Origin of the sequence: Variovorax sp. YR750 (genome assembly GCF_900109805.1) — a bacterium.
Taxonomy (GTDB): domain Bacteria; phylum Pseudomonadota; class Gammaproteobacteria; order Burkholderiales; family Burkholderiaceae_C; genus Variovorax; species Variovorax gossypii.
Map to the genome: position 1 here is coordinate 35,251 of NZ_FOBJ01000001.1, position 13,670 is coordinate 48,920.

At 68.1% G+C, this 13,670-nt stretch carries 13 protein-coding genes; 9 read left to right on the forward strand and 4 right to left on the reverse strand.

Annotated features, from left to right (window positions below):
• Positions 1 to 19: 19 nt before the first annotated feature.
• From BMY35_RS00180 to fabG, 4 genes are read left to right on the forward strand one after another with little or no spacing between them, the layout of a single operon-like run.
• Positions 20 to 841 carry a polysaccharide deacetylase family protein gene (locus BMY35_RS00180; protein WP_093194986.1) on the forward strand — a complete coding sequence of 274 codons (822 nt, stop codon included), beginning with the start codon at positions 20 to 22 and terminating at the stop codon, positions 839 to 841.
• Positions 838 to 1,608, forward strand: a complete 771-nt coding sequence (locus BMY35_RS00185; protein WP_093194987.1) for a class I SAM-dependent methyltransferase — start codon at positions 838 to 840, stop codon at positions 1,606 to 1,608. The genes BMY35_RS00180 and BMY35_RS00185 overlap by 4 nt, the downstream gene beginning before the upstream one ends.
• Positions 1,605 to 2,084 (forward strand): hotdog family protein, encoded by a 480-nt coding sequence (locus BMY35_RS00190; RefSeq protein ID WP_093194988.1) that lies wholly within the window; start codon positions 1,605 to 1,607, stop codon positions 2,082 to 2,084. Before BMY35_RS00185 ends, BMY35_RS00190 begins: the two co-directional genes overlap by 4 nt.
• Complete coding sequence (fabG, locus tag BMY35_RS00195) at positions 2,081 to 2,812, forward strand: 3-oxoacyl-ACP reductase FabG (RefSeq protein WP_093194989.1); 732 nt, start codon at positions 2,081 to 2,083, stop codon at positions 2,810 to 2,812. Before BMY35_RS00190 ends, fabG begins: the two co-directional genes overlap by 4 nt.
• A gap of 40 nt (positions 2,813 to 2,852) precedes the next feature.
• Here fabG and BMY35_RS00200 read toward each other — a convergent pair whose 3' ends face one another.
• From BMY35_RS00200 to BMY35_RS00210, 3 genes are all read right to left on the reverse strand, one after another.
• Entirely contained in the window at positions 2,853 to 3,566 is a 714-nt protein-coding gene (locus BMY35_RS00200; RefSeq protein ID WP_177213544.1) for a DUF4339 domain-containing protein, read from the reverse strand.
• 79 nt (positions 3,567 to 3,645) lie between these two features.
• The gene (locus BMY35_RS00205) at positions 3,646 to 4,338 is read right to left on the reverse strand and encodes a P-loop NTPase family protein (protein ID WP_093194991.1); all 693 of its coding nucleotides are present in this window, start codon (positions 4,336 to 4,338) and stop codon (positions 3,646 to 3,648) included.
• Positions 4,339 to 4,412: 74 nt separating this feature from the next.
• Positions 4,413 to 5,171: a hypothetical protein gene (locus BMY35_RS00210; RefSeq protein ID WP_093194992.1), complete on the reverse strand. Its 759-nt coding sequence runs from the start codon at positions 5,169 to 5,171 to the stop codon at positions 4,413 to 4,415.
• Between the two features lie 114 nt (positions 5,172 to 5,285).
• Here BMY35_RS00210 and smc point away from each other — a divergent pair, with 114 nt between their 5' ends.
• The 5 genes from smc (at position 5,286) to def (ending at position 13,160) form a co-directional block, all read left to right on the forward strand.
• Positions 5,286 to 8,801, forward strand: a complete 3,516-nt coding sequence (gene smc, locus BMY35_RS00215) for a chromosome segregation protein SMC (RefSeq protein ID WP_093194993.1) — start codon at positions 5,286 to 5,288, stop codon at positions 8,799 to 8,801.
• A gap of 18 nt (positions 8,802 to 8,819) precedes the next feature.
• On the forward strand, positions 8,820 to 9,923 hold the full coding sequence (locus BMY35_RS00220) for a cell division protein ZipA C-terminal FtsZ-binding domain-containing protein (RefSeq protein WP_093194994.1): 1,104 nt from the start codon (positions 8,820 to 8,822) through the stop codon (positions 9,921 to 9,923).
• A gap of 29 nt (positions 9,924 to 9,952) precedes the next feature.
• The gene (gene ligA / locus BMY35_RS00225) at positions 9,953 to 12,040 is read left to right on the forward strand and encodes an NAD-dependent DNA ligase LigA (RefSeq protein ID WP_093194995.1); all 2,088 of its coding nucleotides are present in this window, start codon (positions 9,953 to 9,955) and stop codon (positions 12,038 to 12,040) included.
• A 130-nt stretch (positions 12,041 to 12,170) separates the two neighbouring features.
• The gene (locus BMY35_RS00230; protein ID WP_093194996.1) at positions 12,171 to 12,575 is read left to right on the forward strand and encodes a hypothetical protein; all 405 of its coding nucleotides are present in this window, start codon (positions 12,171 to 12,173) and stop codon (positions 12,573 to 12,575) included.
• A 45-nt stretch (positions 12,576 to 12,620) separates the two neighbouring features.
• Entirely contained in the window at positions 12,621 to 13,160 is a 540-nt protein-coding gene (gene def, locus BMY35_RS00235; protein WP_093056931.1) for a peptide deformylase, read from the forward strand.
• Between the two features lie 6 nt (positions 13,161 to 13,166).
• On the opposite strand, the gene BMY35_RS00240 is transcribed toward def, so the two are convergent.
• On the reverse strand, positions 13,167 to 13,562 hold the full coding sequence (locus tag BMY35_RS00240) for a DoxX family protein (protein WP_093194997.1): 396 nt from the start codon (positions 13,560 to 13,562) through the stop codon (positions 13,167 to 13,169).
• Positions 13,563 to 13,670: the final 108 nt, after the last annotated feature.

The following is a 13,670-nucleotide window of genomic DNA, read 5'->3' on the forward strand; positions in this document are numbered from 1 at the left end:
CGGGGGAAAATCCGGCCTCATGTCTTCCGCTCCCGCGCCCACCGAATCCTGGCCCTGGCCGCCGGCCATCCGCGCCAGCGCCGCATGGCACGTTGCCGCCATCGGCGCGGGCGTGCTGGTGCCGGGCGCGTTGCCGTGGGCCGTTGGCGCGATCGTGCTGAACCATGCGCTGATCACCGGCGCCGGTCTCACGCCGCGCAGCAGCCTGCTGGGGCCCAACGTCACACGGCTGCCCGAGGCCGCTGCCGCGCGTCGCGAAGTGGCGATCACCATCGACGACGGCCCCGAGCCCGAAGTCACGCCGCGCGTGCTCGACCTGCTCGACGCGCACGGCCAGCGCGCCACCTTCTTCTGCATCGCCGAGCGCGTCTTGGCCCAGCCCGCGCTGGCGCGCGAGATCGTCGCGCGTGGCCACAGCATCCAGAACCACACGGCGCGGCACCGGCACAACTTCTCCTTTCTCGGGCCGCGCGGCTTCGCCGCCGAGATCGCGCGGGCGCAGGACATCCTGAGCGACGTCACCGGCCAGCGCCCGACCTGTTTTCGTGCTCCGGCGGGGCTGCGCAACCCGTTCCTCGAACCCGTGCTGCACCGCCTGGGCCTCTCGCTCGTGAGCTGGACGCGGCGCGGATTCGACACCCGCGAAGGCGACGCCGCCAAGGTGATGGCGCGCCTGAGCCGCAACCTGCAGGCGCGCGACATCCTGTTGCTGCACGACGGCAACGCCGCGCGCACCGCCGCGGGACAACCTGTTTTGCTGGAGGTATTGCCCTTGTTGCTCGAACGTCTGCGCGCCGATGGATTGCGCTCCGTGACCTTGCCGGAAGGAATGAAGCCATGAGCGCGGTGATGTCGCCCTCGTCGTCGACCGAGACCGCATGGCGCGAGCTGCACGAGGCAGCCACCATCCCCTACAAGAAGGGCGGCAGCTTCGCCTGGCACTTCGCACGCGGCAAGCTGGGGCGCGATCCGGTGTTCCGGGGGCTGCTCGAACGCGGGCTCTTCGGCGCACAGCATCGCCGCGTGGTCGACATCGGCTGCGGCCAGGGCCTCTTCGCCAGCCTGCTGGCCTCGATGAGCGCGATGCAGAAGCAGGGGCGCTGGCCGTCGTCGTGGCTCGCCACGCCCGAAGGCGCCGACTACACCGGCATCGAGCTCATGCCCAAGGACGTGGCGCGCGCGGAGGCTTCCATCGGCCACCTGCAGCCGACTCCCAGGCTGGTCTGCGCCGACATGTGCACGGCCGCGTTGCCGGACTGCGACCTCGTCGTGATCCTCGACGTGCTGCACTACGTCGACCTCGAGGCGCAGGAAGGCGTGCTGCGGCGTGTGCGCGACGCACTGCGCAACGGCGGCAACCCGCAGGCGCGGCTGCTGCTGCGCGTGGGCGATGCCTCGAGCCGGCGCGGCTTCGCGATCAGCCAGTGGGTCGACCGCACGGTCACGCGCATCCGTGGCCACAAGGTCTCGCCGACCTGGGGCCGGCCACTGGCCGAGTGGACGGCGCTGTTGCAGCGACTCGGCTTCCGGGTGCAGAGCATCCCGATGAGCGAGGGCACCCCCTTCGCCAACGTGCTGCTGGTGGCCGACCTGGAGCCGGCCGCTTGACCGCGCCGCAGACGCTCGACCGCGCGGGCATCGCCCGGCGCATTCCGCACAGCGGCAGCATGTGCCTGCTGGAGCGGCTCGAAGGCTGGGACGCCGACACCATCCGCTGCAGCACCACAACCCACGCGCAGGCCGACAACCCGCTGCGCACCGAAAGCGGCCTGCTGGCCCCGAACGCCATCGAGTACGCCGCACAGGCCATGGCGCTGCACGGCGGCCTGCTGGCGGAAGAGGGCAGCGCTCCTTCGGCCGGCTTCCTCGCGAGCGCGCGCAACGTGAAGCTGGCGGTGGCGCGCCTGGACGACGTGCCCGGCGCCATGCAGGTCGCGGCCCGGCGCCTGTCGGGCGACGACCGGCAGATCCTCTATGAATTCACGGTGAAGGCCGACGACGGCCGCATGCTGGCCGAAGGCCGTGCCGTGGTGGTCCTGAACACCCCGCTGGCAATAGCAGCAGAAAGCACGGCAACGCCATGAGTCTCGAAGGAAAACGCGCACTGATCACCGGCGCCAGCGGCGCGCTCGGCGCCGCCATGGCCGAACGCCTGGCGCGCGACGGCGCGACGGTGCTGCTGCATGCCAATTCGCGTCCCGAAGCGGTCGAGCAACTGGCGGCATCGATCACGGCCGCGGGCGGCAAGGCCGAATGCCATGTGTTCGACCTGTGCAGCGACGAGGCCGCCGCGACGGCATGCGCGCGCATCCTCGAAGGCGGGCCGGTGCAGATCCTCGTCAACAACGCGGGCGTGCACGACGACGCCGTGCTGCCCGGCATGCGCGCCGACCAGTGGCACAAGGTGATCGACGTGTCGCTCAACGGCTTCTTCCGCGTCACGCAGCCTCTGCTGCTGCCGATGATGCGTACGCGGTGGGGACGCGTCCTGAACATCTCGTCGGTGGCCGCGATCGCAGGCAACCGGGGGCAGGTCAACTACGCCGCGGCCAAGGGTGCGCTGAACAGCGCGACCAAGGCGCTGTCGCTCGAAGTCGCTTCGCGAGGCGTGACGGTGAATGCGATCGCGCCGGGGATCATCTCGTCGCCGATGGCGGACGCGGTGTTCGACCCCGCGGTCATCAACCAGATAGTGCCGGTGAAGCGGGCCGGTACGCCGCAGGAGGTGGCCGCGCTGGCTTCGTTCCTCGCGAGCGAGGAGGCCGGCTACATCACGGGGCAGGTGATCTCGATCAACGGCGGGATGATCTGAGCAGTTTTCGCGCGCGGTGCCTGATGGCACCCGAAGCTGGCTACTGCGGCTTGATCTCTCCGGTCTGCTTCCACTTGGCGATCCGCGTCATGTGGTATTGGAGGTAGAGCATGCTGAAGAAGAAAGTCATGACCCCGGAGAGCGTCAGCCCGATCGATTCGACATTGTTGTAGTGGTCGATCATCGAGCGCCTCATCGAGTAGTACCCGCAAAAGAAGAGCACGTACGACAGGACCTGAAGCAGGAGATCAAGCCCCGGAGCGTTCGAAAGGACCGAGGCGGCTTCCAGCACGCTCCCGACGATAGCCAGAGCCACGGAGCCGATCAGGTACAGGGTGGCATTGGATTGAGGGTCGATGCTGCGGCGCACCCACATGGACTGGAAGAACTGCCAGACAACGGCAAAGATGCCGAAGGTCAATACCGTGAACAACAGGACCAGCGCCCAATGCAGTTTGGGTGGCAGATCCTGCTGCGGCACCACGGTCTGCTGTCCGTAGGAGGACGGCGGCGCGGCGTAGCCCGGCACGGGGGATACCTGTTGCGGCGGCAAGGGAGGCGGCGAGACCATCGGGGGCGCACCAGGCTGCGCCGCCCGCTCGCCGAACATCTGCAGGGCCGTCTGCCATTCGGCCATTCCGTTGCGCCAGACCAGGTCCGTCACGGCGATGTTGCCCCGGGCGTAGAGCGCCCTGGCCTCGCTCTCCTCGTAGGGGCCGAAGGCCTGGCCGTTTCGGTTGACGTGGATGTCCAAGGCGAATCTCCCTCTTTCTGTTTCTTGGGGACGTCGGGCCAGGTCGAGTGCACCCAGCCTCGACCGACCGGATGAAGGCTCAAAGGGGCAGCGTATCGAAGGCCGCGTAGGCAGTAGCCAGCCACGACTTCACGCGTTGGCGCTCCAGCAGGCCCAGCGCATGCGGCCCGTCGCGGTCGTTCACGGCCTTCCAGAAGCTGGTGTTCTGCGCGTCGATCTTGCGCATGCTCGCGTCGTGCAGGCGGGGCAGGGCGATCACGCGGGCGCCGTTGGACGTGGCCTTCGCGAGCGACTGCGAACCCAGCAGCATGCCGAAGTCGCTTCCGCGTCCGTAGTTCTGCACCACGATGTAGTTGGGCCGGTTGCCGAAGGTGTCGATCAGCGTGCCGAGCAGGTCGGTCGAGTCCTTGCCGTCGTCCAGCACGTGCCAGAAGTTGACGGTGACGCCGATCTCGGCGAACACGTCGAACAGGTCGGATTCCTTGATCCAGCGCGCCAGCGGCGCCAGCGTCTGCGCCGCGAGGTCGACGATCACGCTCTGCTGCGGATTGGTCTCGAAGCCATTGACGACCGTGTCCAGCCCTTCGAAGCTGTCGACCACCACCGGCGAGGCGAAGCCTTCGTAGAAGCGGGTGAACGAACTGTGCGAGCGGTCGGTGTCGAAGCCCGTGAAGGGCCGGCTGTGGTCGATGAAGTACTGCGCCAGAACGCGCGCGGTGACCGACTTGCCTACACCGCCTTTTTCGCCGCCGATGAAATTGATGGAGCTCATGAGTTGCTGCAGCCTCGAATGGGTTGAGGAGAGGGGGAGGGCGGGATCATTCTAGGGGGCCGTCTTGTGCAGGCTCACTTGGGAACCAGCGTGAAAAGCGGCATGACCACGCCCATCACCCAGTTCTGCCCGAAGTCGAGCGCCGCCCGGCGGTATTTCTCGTCGGCCTGGGCGGCCAGCAGGTCGAGCCGCGCCACCACCTTCGACAGCTCCCGGTCGGCCACGAGGTTGCGGCCGCGGTCGCTGATCTCGGTGGCCAGCAGCAGCGGCTGGCCGTCGGGGCCGGTCTTGGAGGTGATGAGCCACAGCGAGATCTCGAAGTTGCGCGCGGCACGGTAGCTGTTCTCGGCGTTGACGCCGTCGAGCATGGTCTGGTCCCAGGTATCGCCGTTGGCCTGCTTGAGCATGGTGGCCCAGCCGTACACCAGCGCCGCCACCCGGTCGCCCTGGTAGCCCTGCGGGGTGCTGTCGAAGGCCATGCGGATGGCGTCGATGCCGCTCGCGCCTTTCAGCTCGGGCAGGGGCGGACCCTTGAGCACCGCGTCCCAGGAACGCTGGATGGCTTCGTCCATGCTGGCCGCAGACTTTCGCCACTCGCGCGGGTTGCGCTTGTAGAGCGTGCTCTGCACGCGGCGCACCGACTGCAGGTTGTCCCGCAGCGACAGGTTGGCGATGCGGTTGGCGCCGGACTGCAGCCATTCCTGGTTGGTGTAGGGCTCGGCGCGCTGGGTGTCGCGCATCGACGAACAGCCTGCGGTGACCAGCAGGACGGCCATGCCCGCCAGGAGGCAGGCCCATCGTGCGGCGAGGGGTGAAACCAGGGAATCGTGCATGCCCTGACGTTATCATCCACGGCTGGGGCGGCGGCCTGCTGCAAGCTGCGGGCCCGTGCAATTTTCCTTACAAATCAATACCTTGGCGGTACAGCCAAGGCAGGCCGACAAGTCGTGCGTCTTAATTCCATCAAGCTATCGGGCTTCAAGTCGTTCGCCGAACCCACCAACTTCATGCTGCCGGGCCAACTGGTGGGCGTTGTCGGGCCCAACGGTTGCGGCAAGTCGAACATCATGGACGCCGTGCGCTGGGTGCTCGGCGAGTCGCGCGCCTCGGAGCTTCGCGGCGAATCGATGCAGGACGTGATCTTCAACGGCACGACCACCCGCAAGCAGGCCAGCCGTTCGAGCGTTGAACTGGTGTTCGACAACGCCGACCACCGGGCCGGCGGCCAATGGAACCAGTTCGGCGAAATCGCGGTGCGCCGCGTGCTCACCCGCGACGGCACCAGCAGCTACTACATCAACAACCAGCCTGTGCGTCGCCGCGACGTGCAGGACGTGTTCCTGGGCACCGGCCTCGGCCCTCGCGCTTACGCCATCATCGGCCAGGGCACGATCAGCCGGATCATCGAATCCAAGCCCGAGGAGCTGCGCCTCTTCCTCGAGGAGGCCGCGGGTGTCTCCAAGTACAAGGAGCGCCGCCGCGAGACCGAGAACCGCCTGGGCGACACGCGCGAGAACCTCACGCGGGTCGAGGACATCCTTCGCGAACTCAACGCCAACCTCGAGAAGCTCGAGAAGCAGGCCGAGGTGGCCGCGCGCTACAACGCCCTGCAGGGCGACGCCACGAAGAAGCAGCACCAGCTGTGGTTCCTGAAGCGCGGCGAGAGCAACGCCGACCAGGCGAAGATCAAGGCCGATTCGGAGCGCGCCATCAACGACCTCGAATCGCGTACGGCCGACCTGCGCCACATCGAGGCCGAGCTCGAAACCGTGCGCCAGGCGCACTACGGAGCGGGCGACCAGGTCAACCAGGCACAGGGCAAGCTCTACGAGGCCAGCGCCGAAGTCGGCCGGCTCGAGGGCGAGATCCGCTTCGTGGTCGAAGGCCGCCAGCGTGTCGAGCAGCGCCTCATCCAGCTGCGTGAGCAGATGGGCCAGTGGGGCCGCCGCCGCGAAGAGGCCGAAGCCGAGATCGAGACACTGGCCGGCGCGGGCGTGGACGCAGAGGAACAGGCCATCATGCTGGCCGCCCAGCTCGAGGAGCACGACGCGCGCATGCCCGATCTCGAAGAGGCGGTGCAGCGTGCGCAGGACGAGGCCAATGCCCAGCGCACGACCGTGTCGCAGGTGCAGCAGCAGATCCAGGTGCTGGCCGCCGACCAGCGCAACATCGAGGAACAGAGCCGCCAGCTCACCATGCGCAGCGAACGCCTGCGCGCCGACCAGAACGCCCTGGCCGCGCCCGACGAAGCCCGCCTGCTTGAAATGCAGGAGCAGCACGCGATGGCGCAGGAGGCCGCGAGCGAATCCGACGCACGCTTGCAGGAGCTGCAGGAGGCCGTGCCGCAACTCGACGACGACCGCCGCGCGAAGCAGCTGGCCGTCAACACCGAGGGTGCGCGTCACGCCGAGTTCTCGGCCCGCCTCGAAGCGCTGCGCGCGCTGCAGGAAAAGGTCAAGACCGACGGCAAGCTGGCTCCCTGGCTCGCCAAGCACGGCCTCGACGGCCTGCAGGGCCTGTGGAGCCGCATCCACATCGAGCAGGGCTGGGAAAACGCCCTCGAGGCCGCGCTGCGCGAGCGCCTGGGCGCGCTCGAAGTCAGCCGGCTGGAAATGGTGCGCGCCTTCGGCAACGATGCGCCGCCCGCCAAGCTGGCCTTCTACAGCCCGCCGGCCGCCGGCGCGCCCGAAGGCTCGGCCGCGCTGCCGCGCCTGTCGAGCCTGCTGCGGCTGAACGACGCGGGGCAGCAGGCTCTGCTGAACGACTGGCTGCACGGCTGCTACACCGCCGCGAGCTTCGAGGAGGCGCTGGCCCAGCGCGGCTCGCTGCAGCCCGGCGAGGTCATCTACGTGCAGAGCGGCCATGCCGTGTCCGCGCACAGCGTCAACTTCTACGCGCCCGATTCCGAGCAGGCCGGCCTGCTGGCCCGCCAGCAGGAAATGGAAAACCTGGAGCGCCAACTGCGCGCCCAGACGCTCATCACCGAAGAAGCGCGCACCGCGCTGGTTCGTGCCGAAGCTGCCTATGCGGATGCGGCTTCGCGCCTCGTGACCGCACGGCGCGAAGCCGCCGAAACCCAGTCGCGCGCGCACGAACTGCAGGTCGAGACCCTGCGCATGACGCAGCTCGCCGAGCAGACCCGTGCCCGCAGCCAGCAGCTGGCCGCCGACCTCGGCGAAGTCGACGCGCAACTCGAGGAACTGCAGGAGAGGCGCATCGCCGCCGAAGGCCGCTTCGAGGAACTCGACATGCAGCTGGCCGACAGCCAGGAGCGCCACGCCGAACTCGACGAGCGCGTGATCGAGGCCGGCCGCGCGCTGGCCGCGAGCCGCGAGCAGCACCGCAGCCTCGAACGGCAGGCGCAGGAGGCCACCTTCTCGCAGCGTACGCTCGAAGCGCGCCGCGCCGAACTCAACCGCTCCATCGAAACCTCGGCCCAGCAGACCGTGGCGCTGACCGACGAAGACGAGCGCGCGCGCGCCGAACTGAGCCGCCTGTCCGACGCTGCCGCGCAGGCCGGCCTGCAGGACGCGCTGTCGCTCAAGCTCGAGCGCGAGGCCGCGCTGGGCTCGGCCCGCAGCCAGTACGACGACCTCACGCTCAAGCTGCGCGCCAGCGACGAGCGCCGTCTGCAGCTCGAGCGCGAGCTCGACCCGCTGCGTCAGCGCATCACCGAGTTCCAGCTCAAGGAGCAGGCCGCGCGCCTGGGTGTCGAGCAATACCAGCAGCTGCTGGACGATGCCGGCGCCGACCTCGAGGCCGTCGAGCAGTCGATCGAGAACGACAAGGTGAAGCTCACCGGGCTGCAGAGCGAAATCGACCGCCTCAACCGCGAGGTGGTCGCGCTGGGCGCGGTGAACCTGGCGGCGCTGGACGAACTCGCCATTGCGAGCGAGCGCAAGACCTTCCTCGACGCCCAGTCGGCCGACCTGAACGAAGCCATCGGCACGCTGGAAGACGCCATCCGCAAGATCGACGCCGAGACGCGCGACCTGCTCGGCGGCACCTTCAAGATCGTCAACGAGCACTTCAGCCGGATGTTCCCGGAGCTGTTCGGCGGCGGCAATGCCAAGCTCATGATGACCGGCGACGAGATCCTCGACTCCGGCGTGCAGGTGATGGCGCAGCCCCCGGGCAAGAAGAACCAGACCATCCACCTGCTGTCGGGCGGCGAGAAGGCGCTCACGGCCATCGCGCTCGTGTTCGCCATCTTCCAGCTGAACCCGGCGCCTTTCTGTTTGCTCGACGAAGTTGACGCGCCGCTGGACGACGCCAACACCGAGCGCTATGCCAAACTCGTCTCCGCCATGAGCCGCGAAACCCAGTTCCTCTTCATCAGCCACAACAAGATCGCCATGGAAATGGCCGAACAGCTGATCGGCGTGACGATGCAGGAGCAGGGCGTGTCGCGCATCGTGGCGGTCGACATGGAGTCGGCGGTCTCGATGGTCGAAGCCGCATAAGCCGGGCGGCAACGATCCATGAGCAATCTCACACTCGCCCTGGCAATCTTCGGCGGTCTCGTTCTTGCGGCCGTCGTCGGCTACGAGGCCATGATGTCGCGCCGCAATGCACCGCGGCAACCCGACGCGGTCGACGTCGCGCTCGACGAAGCCGAACGCGCATTGGCAGCGGGCGGCGATGACGTGGAGCCGGTGCTCCATGCCGATCCGAACAAGGTGCAGGGCTCCGACCGGCACGAGCCGCTCTTCGACCCCGACCTCCCGGCGCCCAGCGGCGTGCCCGTGCCCACGGCCGAGCGCCGCGGCGGGCTCGATCCGCTGATCGACGTGATCGCACCGATCTCGCTCGACGGCCTGGCCTCGGGCGATGCCGCCATCGCCGCCATGCCGTCGACGCGCCGTGCCGGCAGCAAGCCGGTGGCCATCGAGGGCCTGAACGAACACACGGGCCAGTGGGAGTCTCCTGTGCCGGGGCAGCGCTACAGCGCCTTCCAGGTCGGCGTGCAGCTGGCCAACCGCACGGGTGCGCTTAACGAGATCGAGTACTCCGAGTTCGTGGTCAAGGCCCAGGCCTTTGCCGACGCGGTCAACGGTGCTCCCGAATTCCCCGAGATGCTCGACGAAGTGGCACGCGCCCGCGAGCTCGACCAGTTCGCCAGCGCGCACGATGCGCAGCTGAGCTTCGTGCTGCGCGCGCTGCATGCGGCCTGGAGCCCGGGCTACGTGCAGCAGAACGCCGCGCGGCTCGGCTTCGTGGCCGGCATCATCCCGGGGCGCATGGTCCTGCCGACCAGCGAAGCGGGCCTGCCGCCGGTGCTCGGGCTGGCCTTCGACACGCAGGCCGCGCTGGCCGACGATCCGGCCCAGTCGGCCATCCGCGAACTAAGCCTGAGCCTGGATGTGCCGCAGGTCGATCGCGCGGAGGAGCCCTTCCGCCGCATGCGCGAAGCCGCGGCCACGCTGGCGCGCGAGATGGACGGCGTGGTCACCGACAGCGACGGCCAGCTGCTGCGCGACGGGACGATGGACGCCATCGGCGCCGACCTCGAACAGCTCTACGACACGCTCGACGGGCGCGACCTTGCCGCGGGCTCCCCGCTGGCTCGGCGGCTCTTCAGCTGACAACTCCGATTCTTCTTCGGGAGACACCCATGACGACGCGCGACGAAGCCGCACGCGAAGCCGCCGCACTGAGCGAACAGCTCCACAGGCACGCCCATCTCTACTACGTGCTCGACACGCCCGAGCTGCCGGACGCCGAGTACGACAAGCTGTTCCAGCGCCTGCAGGCCATCGAGAACGAGTTTCCCGAGCTGCGCACTGCCGACTCGCCCACGCAGCGCGTGGGCGGCAAGGTGCTCGACGGCTTCGTCAAGGTGCGCCACAAGGTGCCGATGCTGTCGATCCGCACCGAGACCGACATCACGCCCGGCGGTGCGAGCGCCTTCGATGCGCGCGTGCGCCGGGAGCTCGGCCTGGCTGAGGACGGACCGCAGGTCAGCTACGTCTGCGAGCTGAAGTTCGACGGCCTGGCCATGAACCTGCGCTACGAGAACGGCGTGCTCGTGCAGGCTGCCACGCGCGGCGACGGCGAAGTGGGCGAGGAAGTCACACAGAACATCCGCACGGTGCGCGAGATTCCGTTGAGGCTCAACGGCAAGGCGCCGCCCGTGGTCGAGGTGCGCGGCGAGGTCTACATGAAGCGCGCCGATTTCGACGCGCTCAACGAGCGCCAGCGCCAGAAGATCGCGGACGGGCAGAAGAACGAGAAGGTGTTCGTCAATCCGCGCAACGCGGCGGCCGGCGCGGTGCGCCAGCTAGATCCGGCGATTGCAGCGGCGCGGCCGCTGAGCTTCTTTGCCTACGGGCTGGGCGAGGTCACGCCGATGGTCGAGGGCGGGCCCGACTGGCCCACGCAGTTCGACTGGCTGCAGCAGTTCCACGAATGGGGATTTCCGGTGGCCACGCAGACGGCCCGGGCGACCGGCGCTATCGAACTCATAGCATTTCACGAGAACATCGGCCGTCAGCGCGATGCCTTGCCCTACGACATCGACGGCGTGGTCTACAAGGTCGACAGCATCGAGCTGCAGCGGCAGCTGGGCTTCGTCTCGCGCGAGCCGCGCTGGGCCGTGGCGCACAAGTACCCGGCGCAGGAGCAGCTGACCGAGGTGGTCGGCATCGAGATCCAGGTCGGCCGTACCGGCAAGCTCACGCCCGTGGCCAAGCTGGCGCCGGTGTTCGTCGGCGGCGTGACGGTGACCAACGCCACGCTGCACAACGAGGATGAGGCGCGTCGCAAGGACGTTCGCGTGGGCGACACGGTGATCGTGCGCCGCGCGGGGGACGTGATTCCAGAGGTGGTGGGTGTGGCGCCGGATAGCCTGGCCAAGCCCGAGGATCAGCGTGGCGAGGTCTTCACGATGCCTCACAAGTGCCCCGTGTGCGGCTCGGAGGCCGTGCGCGAGGAGGGCGAGGTCGACTACCGCTGCACCGGCGGCCTGTTCTGCGCGGCGCAGCGCAAGGAGGCCATCCTGCACTTCGCGGCGCGACGTGCCGTGGATGTCGACGGCCTCGGGGACAAGCTGGTCGAGCAGCTCGTCGACTCGAACCTGATCCGCACCTTGCCCGATCTGTACAAGCTGGGCTTCACCACGCTGGCGGGGCTGGATCGCATGGCGGAGAAGTCGGCGAAGAACCTCGTCGACGCGCTGGAAGCCTCGAAGAAGACCACGCTGCCGCGCTTCCTGTTCGGCCTGGGTATCCGTCACGTGGGCGAGAGCACCGCGAAAGACCTGGCCAAGCACTTCGGCAAGCTGGACTCGATCATGGACGCGACCGAGGAACAGCTGCTCGAGGTGAACGACGTCGGCCCGGTGGTGGCGCAGAGCCTGCGCACCTTCTTCGACCAGCCGCACAACCGCGAGGTGGTCGAGCAACTGCGCGCCTGCGGCCTGACCTGGGAAGAGGGCGAGCCGGCGGCCAGGGCACCGAAGCCGCTGGCGGGCCTGACCTTCGTCATCACCGGTACCCTTCCTACGCTGAGCCGCGATGAAGCGAAGGATAAATTGGAGGCGGCCGGCGCGAAGGTATCCGGCTCGGTCAGCAAGAAGACCCATTACCTCGTGGCCGGCGAAGAGGCCGGGAGCAAGCTCGACAAGGCGCGGGAAAACGGCGTCGAGATCATCGACGAGGCGCGTATGCTGGAGATCCTCGCCAACGGCGTTCCGGCGGCCTGAACGGGGCGCGGGCGGCAAAGGTGGCGGCCGGGCCTCTTTACCGGCCGTTACGCGGCTTCATCGGAGCGCAGTCAACAGGGTCTACAACCTAGCGTTGAAAGCTAATTGAAGGCCACAAGGAGAGTCCCTCATGACAAAAATTCGTGTTCTCGGTGCCTGTGCGGCAGTAGGCGGCGTCGTGCTGCTGAGCGGCTGCGTGGGCGTACCTGCCGATCCCTACTATGGCGGGGGCTATTCGTCGGGGCCTTACTACAGCGAGCCGGCACCGGTGGTCGTGCCCGCGCCGGTCTACATCAACGGTGGCGGTTACTACGAGCGGCGTCCGCGCTACTACGACAGGCCCTACTACGACCGTCCGGCTTATCCGACCCGCCCGCCGGTCTGGGGTGGCGGTGGCCGGCCGGTAGCTCCGCCGGTGGTGGTGCCGTCCCGTCCGCCCATCGCGGGTGGTGGCCCTGGCTCCATCCCGGCACCGCCGCGGGGCAATGCCCGACTGTGGACTTCGCCCGACTCCAAGACGCAGACCCCTCCCTGATTCCCTTCGGGAGTGGAGCCTTGAGGCCGTCGCGATAATCCCGCCATGGCCATCCGCGAAATCCTGAAAATGGGCGACCCACGGCTGCTGCGAATCGCGCAGCCGGTCGCCGCCTTCGACACCGACGAACTGCACCTGCTGGTGCGCGACATGTTCGAGACCATGCATGCGGTCAACGGCGCCGGCCTTGCCGCGCCGCAGATCGGCGTCGACCAGCAACTGGTGATCTTCGGCACCGATGTCGTGAACCCCCGCTATCCAGACGCGCCGCCGGTGCCGCGCACCGTGCTGCTGAACCCCGTCATCACGCCGCTGAACGACGAGGAAGAGGAGGGGTGGGAAGGCTGCCTGTCGGTGCCGGGCCTGCGTGGCGTGGTGCCGCGCTTCGCCAACATCCGCTATACCGGCTTCGATCCGTATGGCGACCCGATCGACCGGGTCGCCACCGGCTTCCATGCACGCGTGGTGCAGCATGAGGTCGACCATCTCCTGGGCAAGCTCTACCCGATGAGAGTGCGCGATTTCTCGCGCTTCGGCTACACCGAGGTCCTGTTCCCGGGCCTCGATGCGGCCGACGACGACTGAGCCCGGTCAGTTGTACTTGCTGCTGAGCGAGAAGCGGCCGCCGCCCATGAAGGCGAGGCCCAGCGCCGCGAACAGGAACATGCCCTGCAGTTCCAGCGCCCAGCCGCCTTGCTTGCCGAGAGCGCCCAGTTCCTTCGTGTGGACCAGGGCGATGGCCACCAGCATGTTGATGGCCACGATCCACGCGGCAGGGCGCGTGTACAGCCCGATGATCAGCAGCACGGGCGCCACCACTTCCCCGATGTAGACCAGGTAGGCCAGCGCTCCCGGCAGCCCATGCTGGGCCAGCATGCCCGAGATGAAGCCGACGCCGCCTTGCAGCTTGGCGATGCCATGCAGCAGGATCAGCACGCCAAGCGAAACGCGCAGGATGAACTTGCCGGTGTCGTCGGATTTGACCATTGTGTGGATTCCCATTGAGTGGTTATTGAGGGCCGTATGGTAGTGAACCCGGGGCGCATCGATCCAGCCCGTACGCGCATATCGCGGCGCATATGCATCCAACCCGGA